Source organism: Muricoccus harenae (assembly GCF_009848505.1).
In the GTDB taxonomy this organism is placed as follows: domain Bacteria; phylum Pseudomonadota; class Alphaproteobacteria; order Acetobacterales; family Acetobacteraceae; genus Roseomonas; species Roseomonas harenae.
Genome location: NZ_WWDL01000003.1, coordinates 138,352 through 152,115, shown reverse-complemented (window position 1 = coordinate 152,115; position 13,764 = coordinate 138,352). Strand labels below are relative to the sequence as shown.

Here is a 13,764-nt window from a genome sequence, read left to right as displayed (position 1 = left end):
CCCCTTTGGAGGCGCGCCTGATGTCGCGACGCCACGCACAGAATCTCGAGACCGTCTGGCTCGACGCCCTGCCGGAAGAGGCCGTCCCGGCCGTGGAGGCCGCGCTCCAGCGCGTCTGCCGCACCGTCGCCTATTTCCTCGACGAGGAGACCGACACCTGGCGCGTCGAAGGCGTGCGTGAGGAAGGCGCAAAGGAGGATGACCTCACCGCCGCCCTCGCTTTGGCATCGCTGATGACGGGCCTGGATCTCCAGGCGCAGCGCGCGCCCGTGGAATCGGAAGGCTGGCTCGCCCGCACCGCCGAGGCCTTCCCCGAGCAGGAGATCGGCGGCCGCGTTCTCATCCGCCCGACCCATCTGCCGGACCGCAAGGTGCATGGCCGCACGGTGCTGAAGCTGGATGCCGGCCTCGCCTTCGGATCCGGCGAGCATTCCTCCACCCGCGGCTGCCTTATCGCCTTCGAGGGCGTCGCCCGCCGCATGCGCCCGCTGCCGAAGGACCGGCTGCGGATCCTCGATCTCGGCGCCGGCTCCGGCATCCTCGCCATGGCTGCCGCCAGCGCGCTGCACCGCCGCGCCCTCGCGACGGATATCGAGCCCTGGTCCGTCCGCGTGGCCGACCAGAACGCCGTGCTCAACGGGTTGCGCCCGCTGGTGCGTTCGGTGCTGGCCGATGGCTGGAAGTCGCCGGTGGTGTCGAAGGGCGAATACGACCTGGTCTTCGCCAACATCCTCGCCCGCCCGCTATGCGCCATGGCGCGGGACCTCGCCCGCCACTTGCGCCCCGGCGGCACCTGCATCCTGGCCGGGCTGCTCGGCACCCAGGCCCGGCAGGTGATGGCCGCGCATCGCCGTGGCGGCCTCCATCTGGAGCGCCGCCTGAACTTCGGCCATTGGACCACCCTGGTCCTGCGCAAGCGCGGCTGAAGCTGATGAAAAAGGCCGGGGAACTCCCCGGCCTTGCCTCAGCGCATCTTCGCGAAGACCCGGGCGTCGCGGTTGTCCTGCATCAGCCTGGAAATGCTCGGCACCGCGGCAAAGTTCAGCCCGTCCGGCGGTCCGCCCTCGGGATCGGCAATAACCTTGGCATAGGGCGCGCCGCCCACCTTCTCCCACTTCCCCGCCGGCTTCTTCACCTCGAGGTTCACCACCGTCGCCAGGCAGACCAGCCGCACGATGGCTTCCTTCTTCGGCGAGCCCGGCTTGATGAGGCTGGGATGCCCACCCATCACCTCCCAGCCATTGGCGAGCGCCCAGGCGGTGATTTCGTTCTTGTCCATCGGGCTGGTCCTTCTGCGTCGGCGCAAGCCCTAGCCGACATCAACATCCGCGGCCAGCGCGAGGAAGCCTGCCCCCAAAACAGCACCGGCCCGCGAAGCCGCCCGGGGGGAGGGGGCGCTGCGCGGGCCGGGCATCAGAACGGCGAGGGGATAGAGGGGGGGGAACTCGCCGTCCCGGTAGTCGATGGTGAGGCGCCTTAAGCGGCTGCGCGGTCACCGAAGCGGTCGTTCGCGGGCCGCAGGGCCGGCTGGCCCTGCGGGGCTGCAATCACCACAGCCTCGGTCTGGCGCTGGCCGCTGAGGATGTAGGGGATCTCGGCGCGGGTCAGGCCGATATCGGCCAGTTCGCGATCGGTCAGCGAGCGCAGCTCGGCCTCGGCGCGGCGGCGCTCCATCCAGTCGGAAAAGGCGGCGAACAGGCGCTTCAGGCCGGAGGCGACCACGGCGTTGCGAGCCTCGTTCGCCTGGCGGAGAAGCTCGGTGGTGCTCATCGGCTGCTGGTTCGCGGGGAAGGGCATCATCGGCGCGGGATGCTGCACCTGGGAGATGCGGGGATTCATCGGTTGTCGTCCGTTGTGAGGCTCGCCCGTCGCTCGGGGACCCATATCCCCGCTGCCCGGCTGCCTTCGGTGAGAGCTATATGGACCTGCAGGGGCGGCGCATGTCGCGTTGTTCATGTGGCTGAGCTATGCGCCGAGCGCATAGAAACCTGGGGAAACATGTCGTGGTTAACGAACTGGTGACAGAACTGCCGCAAAGTCGTCTCAAATACCTGCGTATGGAACTCGTCCGGGCCGGAGTGGACGGCTTCATCATCCCCCGCGCCGACGAATTCCTTGGCGAATACGTCCCAGCTTCCGGCGAGCGGCTCGCCTGGCTCACCGGCTTCACCGGCTCAGCCGGCCTCGCCATCGTCCTGGCCGACCGCGCCGCCGTCTTCACCGATGGCCGCTACACCACGCAACTCGCCCAGCAGACCGACCCCGCCCTCTGGGAACGCCGCCACATCACAGAGGAACCGCCCGTTGCCTGGCTGAAAGAGCACGCGGCCGGGAAGCGCATTGGCTACGACCCCTGGCTGCACCCGCAGGCCGCGCTGGACCGCTTGGCAGCCTCGGGCGCCACCCTGGTCCCGCTGCCTGCCAACCCGCTGGACGCTATCTGGACGGACCGCCCCGCAGCCCCCACTGCCCCGGCCGAGCCCTGGCCCGAAGAATTCGCCGGCCGCTCCGCCGCGGAGAAGCGAGAGGCGATCGCGGCGGAGCTGCGCGAGGCCGGGCAGAACGCGGTGGTCCTGGCCGATGCCCATTCGGTCGCCTGGCTGCTGAACATGCGGGGTGGCGATCTCGACTACACCCCGCTCGCCCTGGCCTTCGCCCTGCTGCGGGACGACGCCTCCGTCACGCTCTTCATGGATCCCGCCAAGGCCGGCCCCAGCCTGCGCAAGGCCCTGGGCAATGCCGTCACCATCGAGCCCCGTGCCAGCCTGCCCGCCGCCCTCGCCGCACTGAAGGGCAAGATCGTCCGCCTCGATCCCGAGGCCACACCCGTCTGGTTCGCCGAAACGCTGCGCAAGGCCGACGCCGAAATCGCGAAGGCATCCGACCCCGTCCGCCATCCCCGCGCCTGCAAGAGCGAGGCGGAGCGCAATGGCGCCCGCGCCGCCCATCACCGCGATGCCCGCGCCATGGCTCGCTTCCTCGCCTGGTTCGCGCGGGAAGCCCGAAAGGGGGGGCTGACCGAAATGGCCGCCGCCGACCGCCTCCTCGCCTTCCGCCGCGCCGAGGACCGCTTCCGCGCGGAATCCTTCCCTGCCATCGCCGGCGCCGGGGAGCACGGCGCCATCATCCACTATCGCGCCACTGAGGCCACGAACCGCGTGATCCAGCCGGACGAGTCCTTCCTTCTCGACAGCGGCGCTCAGTATCTGGACGGCACCACCGACATCACCCGCACCCTCTGGACCGGCCCCGGCGCGCCGCCCGCGGAGCTGCGCACCCGCTACACGCTGGTGCTGCGTGGCATGATCGCGCTCGCCGCCACGCGCTTCCCCGAAGGTGTCGCGGGCCCACATCTCGATGCCATCGCCCGCCGCCCGCTCTGGGAGGCCGGGCTGGATTACGACCACGGCACCGGCCATGGCGTCGGCGCCTTCCTCTCGGTGCATGAAGGCCCCGCCGCCTTCTCCCGCAACGCCGCCAGCATCCCTCTGCGCGAGGGCATGATCCTGTCCGATGAGCCAGGTTTCTATTTGCCCGGTGCCTACGGAATCCGCATCGAGAACCTGCTGCTCGTGCGCGCCGATGCCGGCGCGCGCGGTCCGAAGCGCTGGCTGCACTTCGAGACCCTCACTCTCGTTCCCTTCGAGCGCGCGCTGATCGATGCCGAGGCGCTGGATCGCGCCGAGCGCGCCTGGATCGACGCTTATCACGCGCGCATCCTCGTGGAGGTCGCCCCGGGGTTGGACGGCGCCACCGCGGATTGGATCCGCGCCGCCTGTGCACCGCTTTAGCGGCGTGACCGATCCGGCGAAGGACGCATCCTTCGCCGGATCTCCTCCGGTCATATGAAGCATCGCCGCTGTTCACGCTGGTGTGGACGGCATTGGTGTGGATGCGGTTGTGGCCATTACCGAATGATAACCTTCAGCCCTGCGTCACATGAATCGCGAAATTGGCTGCTGAAGATGTCACGCGGAATGGCGCTGCGCTTAGGCGATTGCAGCACCTGCGCCGCATCGTCTCGGCGCGTGCATGCGGGAACGCAGGTGATGATCGCCTGACTCGCGGAAGTAGTTCTGTCGCATGCCGATCCGCTCGGGCGCGATGCGCCGCGCGGCGATAAGCAGACCAAGCTCCCCGGCAAAATGAAGCTCCGCAGCGACGCCGCGCCCTCGCGCGGATGCCGCTGCGGAATGGGGATGATGCCGCACCGGCATTGGCCGTGGCGGCGCTGTTTGGGCAGGTTTGGGTCACGGAAAGCGGCAGCCCGCCGCGCCAAACAGAACGGACAACCTCCCATGCGCAAGATCTTCGCTGCCGCCCTGGTCACCACCCTGATCGCCGGCGCCGCCCCGTCCTTCGCCGAGGGCGACTACGTCTCCGGCCCCACCGCCTCGCAGTCCTGGAGCCAGTCCGAGGGCCGCACCCCGCTCGCCGGCGCCCTTGCCACGCAGCACCCCTATGCCGGTGGTGACGACCAGTATGTCGCAGGCCCCACCGCCTCGCCCTCCGCCTCCGGCCGCACGCCGCTGGCCGGCGTCATCGGCGAGTTCGACTTCACCTCCCAGAGCAGCTGAGGCCCCGTCCCTCGCGCATCGCCGCCTCCACCGATGAGAGCGTGACGCGGTGTGCCGGGGGGAACAGCCGGCCATCCCCGCCTCGTCCTATCCATCACTGCGGCACCGAGCCGCACCACCCAGACAGAGAAGGAACCCCCGCCATGCGCAAGATCCTCCCCATTGCCGTCCTCGCCACTGCCCTGGTCGGTGGCGTCGCCGGCCCCTCCTTCGCCGAGGGCGACTACATCTCCGGCCCCACCGCCTCGCAGTCCTGGAGCCAGTCCGAGGGCCGCACCCCGCTCGCCGGCTCCTACTTCGCGGTGCAGAACCGGTATGCCGGTGGTGACGACCAGTATGTTGCAGGCCCCACCGCCTCGCCCTCCGCCTCCGGCCGCACGCCGCTGGCCGGCGTCATCGGCGCGTTCGACTTCACCTCCCAGGGCAGCTGAACCCTCACGCCTGCCCGACGCGAACCCGGCCGCCCCCAGGGCGGCCGGGTGCGACGCCTGTCACGGCGCCGAGGCGATGCGCCCACCCTCCCAACGCACCGCACGCACCAGCTTCACGAAAGCACTCACCGCCCGGTTCATCGGACGACCGGCCGCCGTGCTCAGCACAATCGGATGCGCCATCTCCGGCTCCGCCAGCGGCCGCGCTACCACCCCCGCCGGCAACACTGCCCCGACCGGCGCGAGGCCCAGCCCGATTCCCGCTGCCACCATCAGCCCTGCATCCAAGTGGCAATCGGCCGCATGCTCCGGGCGCGGCCGGATGCCGTGCTCCTGTTCCAGCCGCAGCATCGCTGCCGCGATCGGATGGGACGCATCCAGCGCCACCACGCTCTCTCCATGCAGTGCCGAGGCAGGAATGCTTGCCGAGGCCGCGAGCGCATGATCATCCGGCACGAGCACGACGACACCTTCCGACCACAAGGGCCAGCGGTTCAGGCGCTCGGGTAGCGGCACCACCTCCGGCAAGAACGCAGCATCGAGGTCGCCACCCAGCAGTGCCTCCGTCAGCATGGACACTCCGCCGCGCCGTAACGTCAGGCGCATCTCGCCCACACGTCCCGCGACTGCACGCAACACGCGCGGCAAACCATCGACATGCACCGAATCGCTGATGCCGATCCGCAGCGGCGCCTCGTCCGCCCCGCGCCGGTGATCGGCCGCGCGCGCCTTCGCCGCCTCGGCGGCGTCATAGGTCGCCTGCAGCAGCGGCAGCATCGTGCGGCCGAGTTCGCTGAGCTGCGTCAGCGCGCGCTCGCGCAGGATCAGCGGCCCGCCCAATTCATCCTCGAGTCGCTGTATGGCGCGGGTCAGCGCCGGTTGGGTGACATTCGTCGCCTCTGCCGCACGCGTAAAATTCAGTGTGCGGGCGAGCGCGAGGAAGTAGCGGATCTGCGTCAGGTCCAAGGGATGCGCCCAGCCTTTGCGCCGTGTCTCGGGCAGCAGGGTAGCGCATCCGGCGGCGTGACGAAGGCCCTTCTTCGTGCTCGCCAGGATGGTCAGCCCGGCAGGGCGCGCAGAGCCTCCACCACGGCGGCGGGATCCGCGCGGCGCATGAAGTCCACATCCACGAAGGACCAGCGCACGATCCCGGTGCGATCCACGACAAAAGTCGCCGGGGCGGGCAGGAACCAGGACGTGCTGCCCTGCCGTTCCTCGAGATTCACTCCATGCGCCGCAAGCATGCCGCGGTAATGCGCTGGAACCCGAAAGGCGACGCCGCAGGCGAGCGCGAGGCCGTTGTCCACATCCGAGAGGATGTGCAGCCCAGGTGGCGTGCGGGCCTGGTCGCGCAGCGCGTGGCCTCCGGTCTCCGGCGTCACGGCGAGAAGCGTCGCGCCTGCCTCCCGGATCGCCGGCAGCGCTTCGAGCATCGCATCCACCGCCGCCTCGCAGGCCGAGCACCAATGGCCGCGGAAGAAGGTCAGCACGAGAGGTCCTTTTGCCAGGATCTCGTCCCGCTCCACGAAACTGCCGGTCGGGTCGGGCAGCATGAAGTCCGGCAACGGATCGCCGACTGACAGCGCGTGGCGGACGGCGCCGTTGCGCCGCAGCTCCGCGAACATCGCCTCGGTGGCACCGTGCACCGCTGGCTGTGCCGCCGTGTCCTCGCGTAACCCGTCCAGGATCTCGTTCAGCCTCATCTGGGCCTCCTCGATCACCAATCTCGTCATTCCACGGCCCGGCGTCAGCGGGGCTTCCGGGCATGGTTTCGATGCCGGCCCGGTATCCATCCCGGATGCGCCAGGTGACCGCGGCTGAGCTCCCCCTCGCAGGCGCCAGTCCTTTGCGGAACGGCCATGACCCCTCGATAGTTCCTCGCCATGGACCAATCGCGTTAGCCACGAGGATGCCCATCATCTCCAGGGAAACATCCTCGGCCGCGCGGCTCGGTGCTGTCCTTGACCATGACCGCGCGCGGCCCTCAGCCGCGGCTGACCAGAAGCCGCGCCCCCAGCCCGAGGAAGATCGTCCCGGCCGCGCCGTACAGCCAGCGTGCGGCGCGGCCGGAGCGTGCCAGCCGTGCCGAAGCCTTGGCTGCTCCTGCGATCAGCACCGCGAAGACCGGCACCGCGACCAGCGGCAGCACCGGTCCCAGGATCAGCATCTGCACCCATTCCGGCGCCCGCTCTGGGGCCACGAATTGCGGCAGGAATGCCAGAAAGAACAGCGCCACCTTGGGATTGGTCAGGTTGGTCAGCATCCCCTGCAGCACCACGCGACGCGCCGCGACGCCCTCGGGCAGCACCGCCGGAGCGCCAATCCAGGCCGCGCGCAGCGCCTGCACCCCGAGCCAGACCAGATAGGCCCCGCCCGCCAGCCGCAGCGCGGTGAACAGCGCCGGTTCGGCCGCCAGCAGCGCGGCCACGCCCAGCGCCGCCAGCAGGATATGCACCGCGGCCCCGCAATAAATCCCCATGGCCGCCGCCCAGCCCCGCCGCGCGCCGCCGGCGAGCGTCTGCCCTAGCACGAACATCATGTCTGGTCCCGGCGACAGCGCCACCACGACGCTGGCCAGGACGCAAGCGAGGAGAAGGGCGGGATCGACGGGCATGGACCCATTCTGTTCCCCGGTGGGCGAGGGGTCGAACGCGTTATCCTGATCCCGCAGATCAGCAACCTTGATGCCGGGCTGCCCGGAACACATGGCTCGCCTGCCCGATCGGTGGTGGTACGGCCATGCTGCGACGCAATATGTCGTCGCATCCTGCCAGCGCGAAAGCTTCCGCCGGCTCTGCCCCCTGGAATCTCACGAATGGATCACCACCGCCCCGAGACGCGCCGCCTGACCAGTCAGGATGCCCGCACCCTCTTCCTCGCCTCGCTCGGCGGTGCGCTGAGTTCTACGACTTCATCATTTTCGTCTTCTTCGCCACGGCCATCGCGCAGCTCTTCTTCCCACCGGACATGCCGGAATGGCTGAGCCAGTTGCAGGCCTTCGGCATCTTCGCCGCGGGCTATCTGGCACGGCCCCTTGGCGGCGTGATCATGGCGCATTTCGGAGACCTGTTCGGCCGCAAGCGCGTCTTCACCTTCTCGGTCTTCCTGATGGCGGTGCCGACGCTGATCATGGGCCTGCTGCCCACCTATGCCTCCATCGGCGTGGCCGCCCCGATCCTGCTGCTGCTCATGCGCGTGCTCCAGGGCGCGGCCATTGGCGGCGAGGCACCGGGTGCCTGGGTCTTCGTGGCCGAGCACGTTCCCGCCCGCCGCGTCGGCCTGGCCTGCGGCATGCTCACCGGCGGGCTGACCGGCGGCATCCTGCTGGGCTCGCTGATGGCGACCGGCATCAATCTCGCCTACACCCCGGCCGAGGTGGCGGATTTCGCCTGGCGCATTCCCTTCATCACCGGCGGCATCTTCGGCCTGGTGGCGATGTATCTGCGCCGCTGGCTGCACGAGACGCCGGTCTTCGAAGCGATGCGCCGTCGCGCCGGCCCCGAGCGCGAGATGCCGATCAAGACCATGCTGCGTAACCAGCGCACCTCCATCATCATCTCGATGCTGGTGACCTGGATGCTGACCGCCGCCATCGTGGTGGTCATCCTGATGACACCGGCCCTGTTCCAAAAGATGCATGGCCTGGCGCCTGCCACCACCCTCGGCGCCAACGTTGCCGCCACCTTCGCGCTGACCGTCATGGCCGTGGTCGCCGGCGCCCTGCTGGACCGCTTCGGCGCACTCCGTGTCGGACTTGTGGGCGGCCTCGCCCTGGTTGCCTCCACCTACGCGCTCTACTTCGGAGTGGAGGCGAACCCGGAGAACCTGCTGCCGCTCTATGCCCTGGCCGGCGCCTCGGTCGGCATGATTACCGTGGTGCCCTATCTGATGGTGCATGCCTTCCCGGCGGAAACCCGCTTCACCGGCGTGTCCTTCTCTTACAACGTCTCCTACGCGATCTTCGGCGGCGTCACGCCGTTGCTGGTCTCGCTCCTGCTGGCGGCCAACCGGCACGCGGCGGCCCATTACGTCGCGGCGGTGGTGGTGATCGGGATGGCGGCGCTGGTCTGGAACGCCTCCCGGACCGCGCGCACGGCGCCGGACCTACTGCCGCCGGAGGCGGAGCCGGTTCTGCGCTGACGGGCCAGGGGCGCCGCTCCTGAATCCCGTAGTTGGTTGCCGCGGACCCTGCGCTGGGGGAGAAGCGGGGCGTGAGCGCGGGGAACGACATGCAGGATGATGCGGTTCGGCAGGATGTCGTCCCGCCCGGCTATGCCTCGGGGGCGCGGGTTCCCTGGTGGAGCAAGATGGCGGCGAAGCTCGCCATCGCCGCGCTGCGCCTGCCGCATGACCTGCTGCGCCGGGCCGGGGTGAACCGCCACAGCTTCATCCATGAGGCCGAAAGCCGCGTCCTGGGCGAGCCCATGCACCATGTGGCCCGCTTCACCACCCTGCACGGCCGCCCTCCCCGCGGCGTGCTGGAGATCGGGCCCGGACGCCTCGTCACCCGCGCCGCCGCCTATGCCGCCCTCGGCTGCGGCCCAGTCTGGTTCGCGGATGTCGAGGACGATGCCCCCGCCGATCCCGCCGCCTATGCCCGCACCGCCGAACTCGCCCGCGCCGCCGGCCTGCCCGCGCCCTCGCTGGATGGCGCCACGACGCGAGAGGAAGCCCTGGCCGCCTGCGGCGCAACCTACCTCCTCGGTGGCACCGAGGTGCTCTCAACCATTCCCGAAGCCTCGGTGGAACTGGTCATCTCCGACGTGGTGCTGGAGCATGTGCGGCGTGACGCGCTGCCCGGCCTTCTCGCCGCCCTGCGCCGCCTCTCCGCCCCGCAGGCGCTGGGCGTACATGCCATCGATTTCCACGACCATGTCGGCGGCGCCCTGAACACGCTGCGCTTCCCCCCCTCCTTCTGGGAGGGCGGGCTGGTGGCCCGCAGCGGCCTCTATGTGAACCGCCTCGGCCTGTCCCAGATCCGCACCGCCTTCACCGAGGCCGGGTTCGCCACCCGCCTGATCGACCTGCGCCGCTGGCCCGCGCCCCCGCCCGGCGCTTCCGCGGCACATCCCGCGCTGCGCCGCCCCGGAGCCGACGACCTCGTCGCCTTTGCCCGCCTGGAAGCCGAGCCAATCTGACGCGTGCCCACCCCGGCGGGGATCAGGGGGCAGCGCCCCCCACGGCCGCGAAGCCCGCGATCTCCCGCCATTCCGCTTCCGTCAGAGTCTTCAGCCCCAGCTCTGCCGCCTTCTTCGCCTTCGATCCAGCATCGGCGCCGACCACGACGAAATCCGTCTTCTTCGAGACCGACTTCACCACCTTCGCCCCAAGCTGCTCTGCCCGCGCCTCGGCTTCCTGCCGCGTCATCGTCTCCATGCTGCCGGTGAAGACGATGGATTTGCCGGAAAGCGCCCCTTCCGCCACCGCCTCGGCCTCTTCCGGCGTCACCTCCCGCAGCAGGTCGTCGATGGCATCGACATTCCGCTTCTCCGAGAAGAAGGCGACCAGCTCCTGCGCGATGGCGGGACCGATTCCCTGGATGCCGCCCAGATCCTCCCGCGCCTCGCTGCCGATCACCCGTGCATCCAGCATCGCCTGCCGCCACGCCTGCGCCGTGTGGTAGTGCCGCGCCAGGAGCCGCGCGTTCTGCTCGCCGATGCGCCGGATGCCGAGGGCGAAGATGAAGCGCTCCAGGCTTGGCCTGCGGCGCGCCTCGATGGCCGCGAGCAGGTTGGCGACCTTCTTCGACTCGCCCCTGGCGCTGCCGCCCCAGCCCTTCCAGCCGCGCAGCACCGCCGCATGATCCTTCAGCCGGAAGATGTCGGCCGGCGTCTCCACCAGCTTCGCCTCGTGCAGCAGCACGACATTCTCGATCCCCAGCCCCTCGATATCCATCGCGTTGCGGGAGGCGAAGTGGATCAGCCGCTCCACCTGCTGCGCGGGGCAGATCAGCCCGCCCGTGCAGCGCCGCACCACCTCGCCCTCAGGGCGGATGGCGGGGCTGCCGCATTCCGGGCAATGCGTCGGCGGCACCCAGGGCTCGCTCCGATCAGGGCGATCGGGATCGACCACGCGGATGATCTGCGGGATCACGTCGCCCGCGCGCTGCAATTCCACCGTGTCGCCCACGCGCGCATCGCGCCGCGCGACCTCGTCCTCGTTGTGCAGCGTCGCATGCTGCACCATCACCCCGCCGACATTGACCGGCTGCATCACGGCACGTGGCGTCAGCGCGCCGGTGCGCCCGACCTGGATCTGGATCTCCAGCAGCTTCGTCGTGGCGCGCTCCGCCGGGAACTTCCAGGCGATGGCCCAGCGCGGCGCACGCCCGACGAAGCCAAGACGGGACTGCCAGTCCAGCCGGTCCAGCTTGTAGACGACGCCGTCGATATCATAGTCGAGCCCGGCCCGGCGCTCGCCCATGGCGGCCTGGAAAGCCGCCGCCGCATGCTCGTCCCGCAGCAACTCGGACAGCGGGTTCACCCGGAATCCCCAGCCCCGCAGCACGTCCAGATATTCCGAATGCGCCTCCGCCACAGGCGAGGAGGAGGCCCCCTGCGCATAGGCGAAGAGCCGCAGCGGCCGCTTCGCCGTCACCTTGGGGTCCAGCTGCCGCAACGACCCCGCCGCCGCGTTGCGGGGGTTGACGGGAATGCGAACGGCCTCGCCCACCTTCTCCCCCGCCTCGCGCCGCTGCTCCCGCTCCTCGAAAAGCCGCGTCTGCTCCGCGTGGAAGGCGAGGAAATCCGCCTTGGTCATGAAGACCTCGCCCCGGATCTCGATCCGCTCGGGGAAGGGCGCCTTCAGCTGGCGCGGCAGTTCATCCAGCGTCTTGAGGTTCTCGGTGATGTCCTCGCCCACCATCCCGTCGCCGCGCGTGGCGCCCCGCACGAACTGCCCGTCCTCATAGGTCAGGTTCACCGAAAGCCCGTCGATCTTCGGCTCCGCCACGAAGCGCAGCACCTCCTCGGCAGACAGTCCCAGGAAACGCCGGATGCGGGCCGCGAATTCAGAAAAGTCCTCGGGCGCGAAGGCATTGTCGAGCGACAGCATCGGCGTGCCGTGCCGTGACTTGGCAAAGCCGGCCGCCGGCTCCTCGCCCACCTTCTTCGAGGGCGAATCCGGCCGCACCAGATCCGGGAAGCGCGCCTCGATCGCCTGGTTGCGCCGAAACAGGGCGTCATACTCGGCGTCCGACATGATCGGCGCGTCGTTCACATGATAGGCGGCATTCGCCTCGGCGATGCGGAGGGCCAGGTTCTCCAGCTCCCGCGCGGCCTCCTCCTCGGTCAGATCCTCGGGCGGCAGGGCAGGGGAGGGGTTCTTCTCGGCCATGGGTTGGAGATAGCAGGCGCGGCCCTGCCACGGAACGCGGCTCCCCGCGTTGTTCCGGCATGACGCCAAAGGACTGGATCCACCCCGCAGACCTGGAGGCGGCGCGGGATGCCCAGCACGCCATCGCAGCCCGTGCCGAAAGCGCCGACCGCCTGCCTGCCCAGCCCCGCCTCGTCGCCGGGGTGGACTGCGCCGGCGCCGCGCGTGGTGCGCCGGACCGGGTGCGGGCCATGGCCGTGCTGCTCGGCACCGAGGCCCGCTCCCGGCCGATGGCAACCGGCCTGGAGGAGGGCACCCCCGCCTTCCCCTATATTCCCGGCTTTCTCGGCTTCCGCGAAATCCCCTTCGTGCTCGGCGCCGTGGCGAAGCTGCCGCGGCGGCCGGAACTGATCTTTGTGGACGGCCACGGCACCAGCCATCCACGCGGCTGCGGCATCGCCACCCATCTCGGCGTGGTTCTGGACCTGTCCACCATCGGGGTCGCCAAATCCATCCTTGTCGGCCGGGTGGAAGGCGAGTTGGGGGAGGAAGCGGGCAGTCAGGCGCCGCTGGTCTGGAAAGGGCGGCAGATCGCCACAGTCCTCCGCAGCAAGCGCCGCGTGCAACCGCTCTTCGTCTCCACCGGCCACCGCATCTCGCTGGAGACGGCGGTTCGGCATGTGATGGATTGGCTCGCCGGCTATCGTCTGCCGGAGCCGACCAGGCTGGCGGATAGGCTGGCGGGGGAGGCGCGCCGTGCCGCCGGCGAGGGGGCGGGGCTGCTCTGAGCGCGGGTTCTGGATAAGCGAAGACCCGACCCCTTCCCAGGGGCCGGGCCTATGGATGATGTCAGCCGCCCTGGCTCGCCAAGTCGAAATGCCCCTTGTTCATGCCAGGGGCAGCGAGGGGCGTGCGGCCCTCGGCCTGCGGCCAAGCCTCGAAGGCGGTAGGCCCGACGACATACTGGTCATCGCCGCCCGCCAGCCGGTGCATCCGGATGGGCGCGACGCTTGCGAGCGGCGTGCGGGACGCAGCCTGCGTCCAGGACGGCGAGGCGGTGGGGCCCGCCACGTAATCGCCCTCGGCAAGGGAGGGGCTGGCCGCCGCGCCAATCAGGCTGGCGGCGAGGACGGTGATGCTCAGGCTCTTGCCCAGCCCGCGGCTGAGCGTTGCGGCGGCGTCGAATGCGATGATGTTCATGGTGCTGTCTCGTCCCGTCGATGTTCTTGCTTGCCCGGTTCGTTGCCGGTGCATGCAATCTGCCGGGCGAAACTTTCCGACGCTATCGCCGGAGTTTTCCAAAACTTTCCGGAAAATTCCGGAATGCCTCGTCGTTGCGCCGCTCGATCCGATGGTGATCGGCAGCCAGATCCCTGTCAGCGAGGGGAAGGGGACGACCACTGGCATGCCCGATGCCCGGCGCCTCGCGGCGCATGGCTCAG

At 69.8% G+C, this 13,764-nt stretch carries 14 protein-coding genes; 7 read left to right on the top strand and 7 right to left on the bottom strand.

Going from position 1 to position 13,764, the window contains the following annotated elements; translation table 11 throughout:
• The first annotated feature begins 20 nt into the window (after positions 1-20).
• Positions 21-926: a 50S ribosomal protein L11 methyltransferase gene (locus GSE44_RS04170; RefSeq protein WP_159347533.1), complete on the top strand. Its 906-nt coding sequence runs from the start codon at positions 21-23 to the stop codon at positions 924-926.
• A gap of 38 nt (positions 927-964) precedes the next feature.
• On the opposite strand, the gene GSE44_RS04165 is transcribed toward GSE44_RS04170, so the two are convergent.
• Together GSE44_RS04165 and GSE44_RS04160 are read right to left on the bottom strand one after the other, a co-directional pair.
• Positions 965-1,279 (bottom strand): hypothetical protein, encoded by a 315-nt coding sequence (locus tag GSE44_RS04165; protein WP_159347532.1) that lies wholly within the window; start codon positions 1,277-1,279, stop codon positions 965-967.
• A 197-nt stretch (positions 1,280-1,476) separates the two neighbouring features.
• Positions 1,477-1,839 carry a DUF1127 domain-containing protein gene (locus tag GSE44_RS04160; RefSeq protein WP_159347531.1) on the bottom strand — a complete coding sequence of 121 codons (363 nt, stop codon included), beginning with the start codon at positions 1,837-1,839 and terminating at the stop codon, positions 1,477-1,479.
• 164 nt (positions 1,840-2,003) lie between these two features.
• On the opposite strand from GSE44_RS04160, the gene GSE44_RS04155 reads away from it, so the two are divergent.
• From GSE44_RS04155 to GSE44_RS04145, 3 genes are all read left to right on the top strand, one after another.
• Positions 2,004-3,791 (top strand): aminopeptidase P family protein, encoded by a 1,788-nt coding sequence (locus GSE44_RS04155; RefSeq protein ID WP_268893620.1) that lies wholly within the window; start codon positions 2,004-2,006, stop codon positions 3,789-3,791.
• 507 nt (positions 3,792-4,298) lie between these two features.
• A complete protein-coding gene (locus GSE44_RS04150; RefSeq protein ID WP_159347529.1) occupies positions 4,299-4,577 on the top strand; it encodes a hypothetical protein in 279 nt (92 codons plus the stop codon).
• A 143-nt stretch (positions 4,578-4,720) separates the two neighbouring features.
• Complete coding sequence (locus GSE44_RS04145; RefSeq protein ID WP_159347528.1) at positions 4,721-5,008, top strand: hypothetical protein; 288 nt, start codon at positions 4,721-4,723, stop codon at positions 5,006-5,008.
• 60 nt (positions 5,009-5,068) lie between these two features.
• On the opposite strand, the gene GSE44_RS04140 is transcribed toward GSE44_RS04145, so the two are convergent.
• The 3 genes from GSE44_RS04140 to GSE44_RS04130 form a co-directional block, all read right to left on the bottom strand.
• Entirely contained in the window at positions 5,069-5,974 is a 906-nt protein-coding gene (locus tag GSE44_RS04140) for a LysR family transcriptional regulator (protein ID WP_159347527.1), read from the bottom strand.
• 92 nt (positions 5,975-6,066) lie between these two features.
• Positions 6,067-6,711: a peroxiredoxin-like family protein gene (locus tag GSE44_RS04135; RefSeq protein ID WP_159347526.1), complete on the bottom strand. Its 645-nt coding sequence runs from the start codon at positions 6,709-6,711 to the stop codon at positions 6,067-6,069.
• A 281-nt stretch (positions 6,712-6,992) separates the two neighbouring features.
• Positions 6,993-7,622: a LysE family translocator gene (locus GSE44_RS04130; protein ID WP_159347525.1), complete on the bottom strand. Its 630-nt coding sequence runs from the start codon at positions 7,620-7,622 to the stop codon at positions 6,993-6,995.
• 125 nt (positions 7,623-7,747) lie between these two features.
• Between GSE44_RS04130 and GSE44_RS04125 the strand changes: the two genes are divergently transcribed.
• Together GSE44_RS04125 and GSE44_RS04120 are read left to right on the top strand one after the other, a co-directional pair.
• Positions 7,748-9,148 (top strand): MFS transporter, encoded by a 1,401-nt coding sequence (locus GSE44_RS04125; RefSeq protein WP_235924545.1) that lies wholly within the window; start codon positions 7,748-7,750, stop codon positions 9,146-9,148.
• A 71-nt stretch (positions 9,149-9,219) separates the two neighbouring features.
• Positions 9,220-10,146, top strand: a complete 927-nt coding sequence (locus GSE44_RS04120; RefSeq protein ID WP_159347524.1) for a hypothetical protein — start codon at positions 9,220-9,222, stop codon at positions 10,144-10,146.
• A 22-nt stretch (positions 10,147-10,168) separates the two neighbouring features.
• Here GSE44_RS04120 and ligA read toward each other — a convergent pair whose 3' ends face one another.
• Positions 10,169-12,343 carry an NAD-dependent DNA ligase LigA gene (ligA, locus tag GSE44_RS04115; RefSeq protein ID WP_159347523.1) on the bottom strand — a complete coding sequence of 725 codons (2,175 nt, stop codon included), beginning with the start codon at positions 12,341-12,343 and terminating at the stop codon, positions 10,169-10,171.
• 59 nt (positions 12,344-12,402) lie between these two features.
• Between ligA and GSE44_RS04110 the strand changes: the two genes are divergently transcribed.
• Positions 12,403-13,110 (top strand): endonuclease V, encoded by a 708-nt coding sequence (locus tag GSE44_RS04110; RefSeq protein WP_159347522.1) that lies wholly within the window; start codon positions 12,403-12,405, stop codon positions 13,108-13,110.
• 61 nt (positions 13,111-13,171) lie between these two features.
• Here the strand turns inward: GSE44_RS04110 and GSE44_RS04105 are convergent, their stop codons facing one another.
• The gene (locus GSE44_RS04105; protein ID WP_159347521.1) at positions 13,172-13,522 is read right to left on the bottom strand and encodes a hypothetical protein; all 351 of its coding nucleotides are present in this window, start codon (positions 13,520-13,522) and stop codon (positions 13,172-13,174) included.
• Between the last annotated feature and the right edge of the window lie 242 nt (positions 13,523-13,764).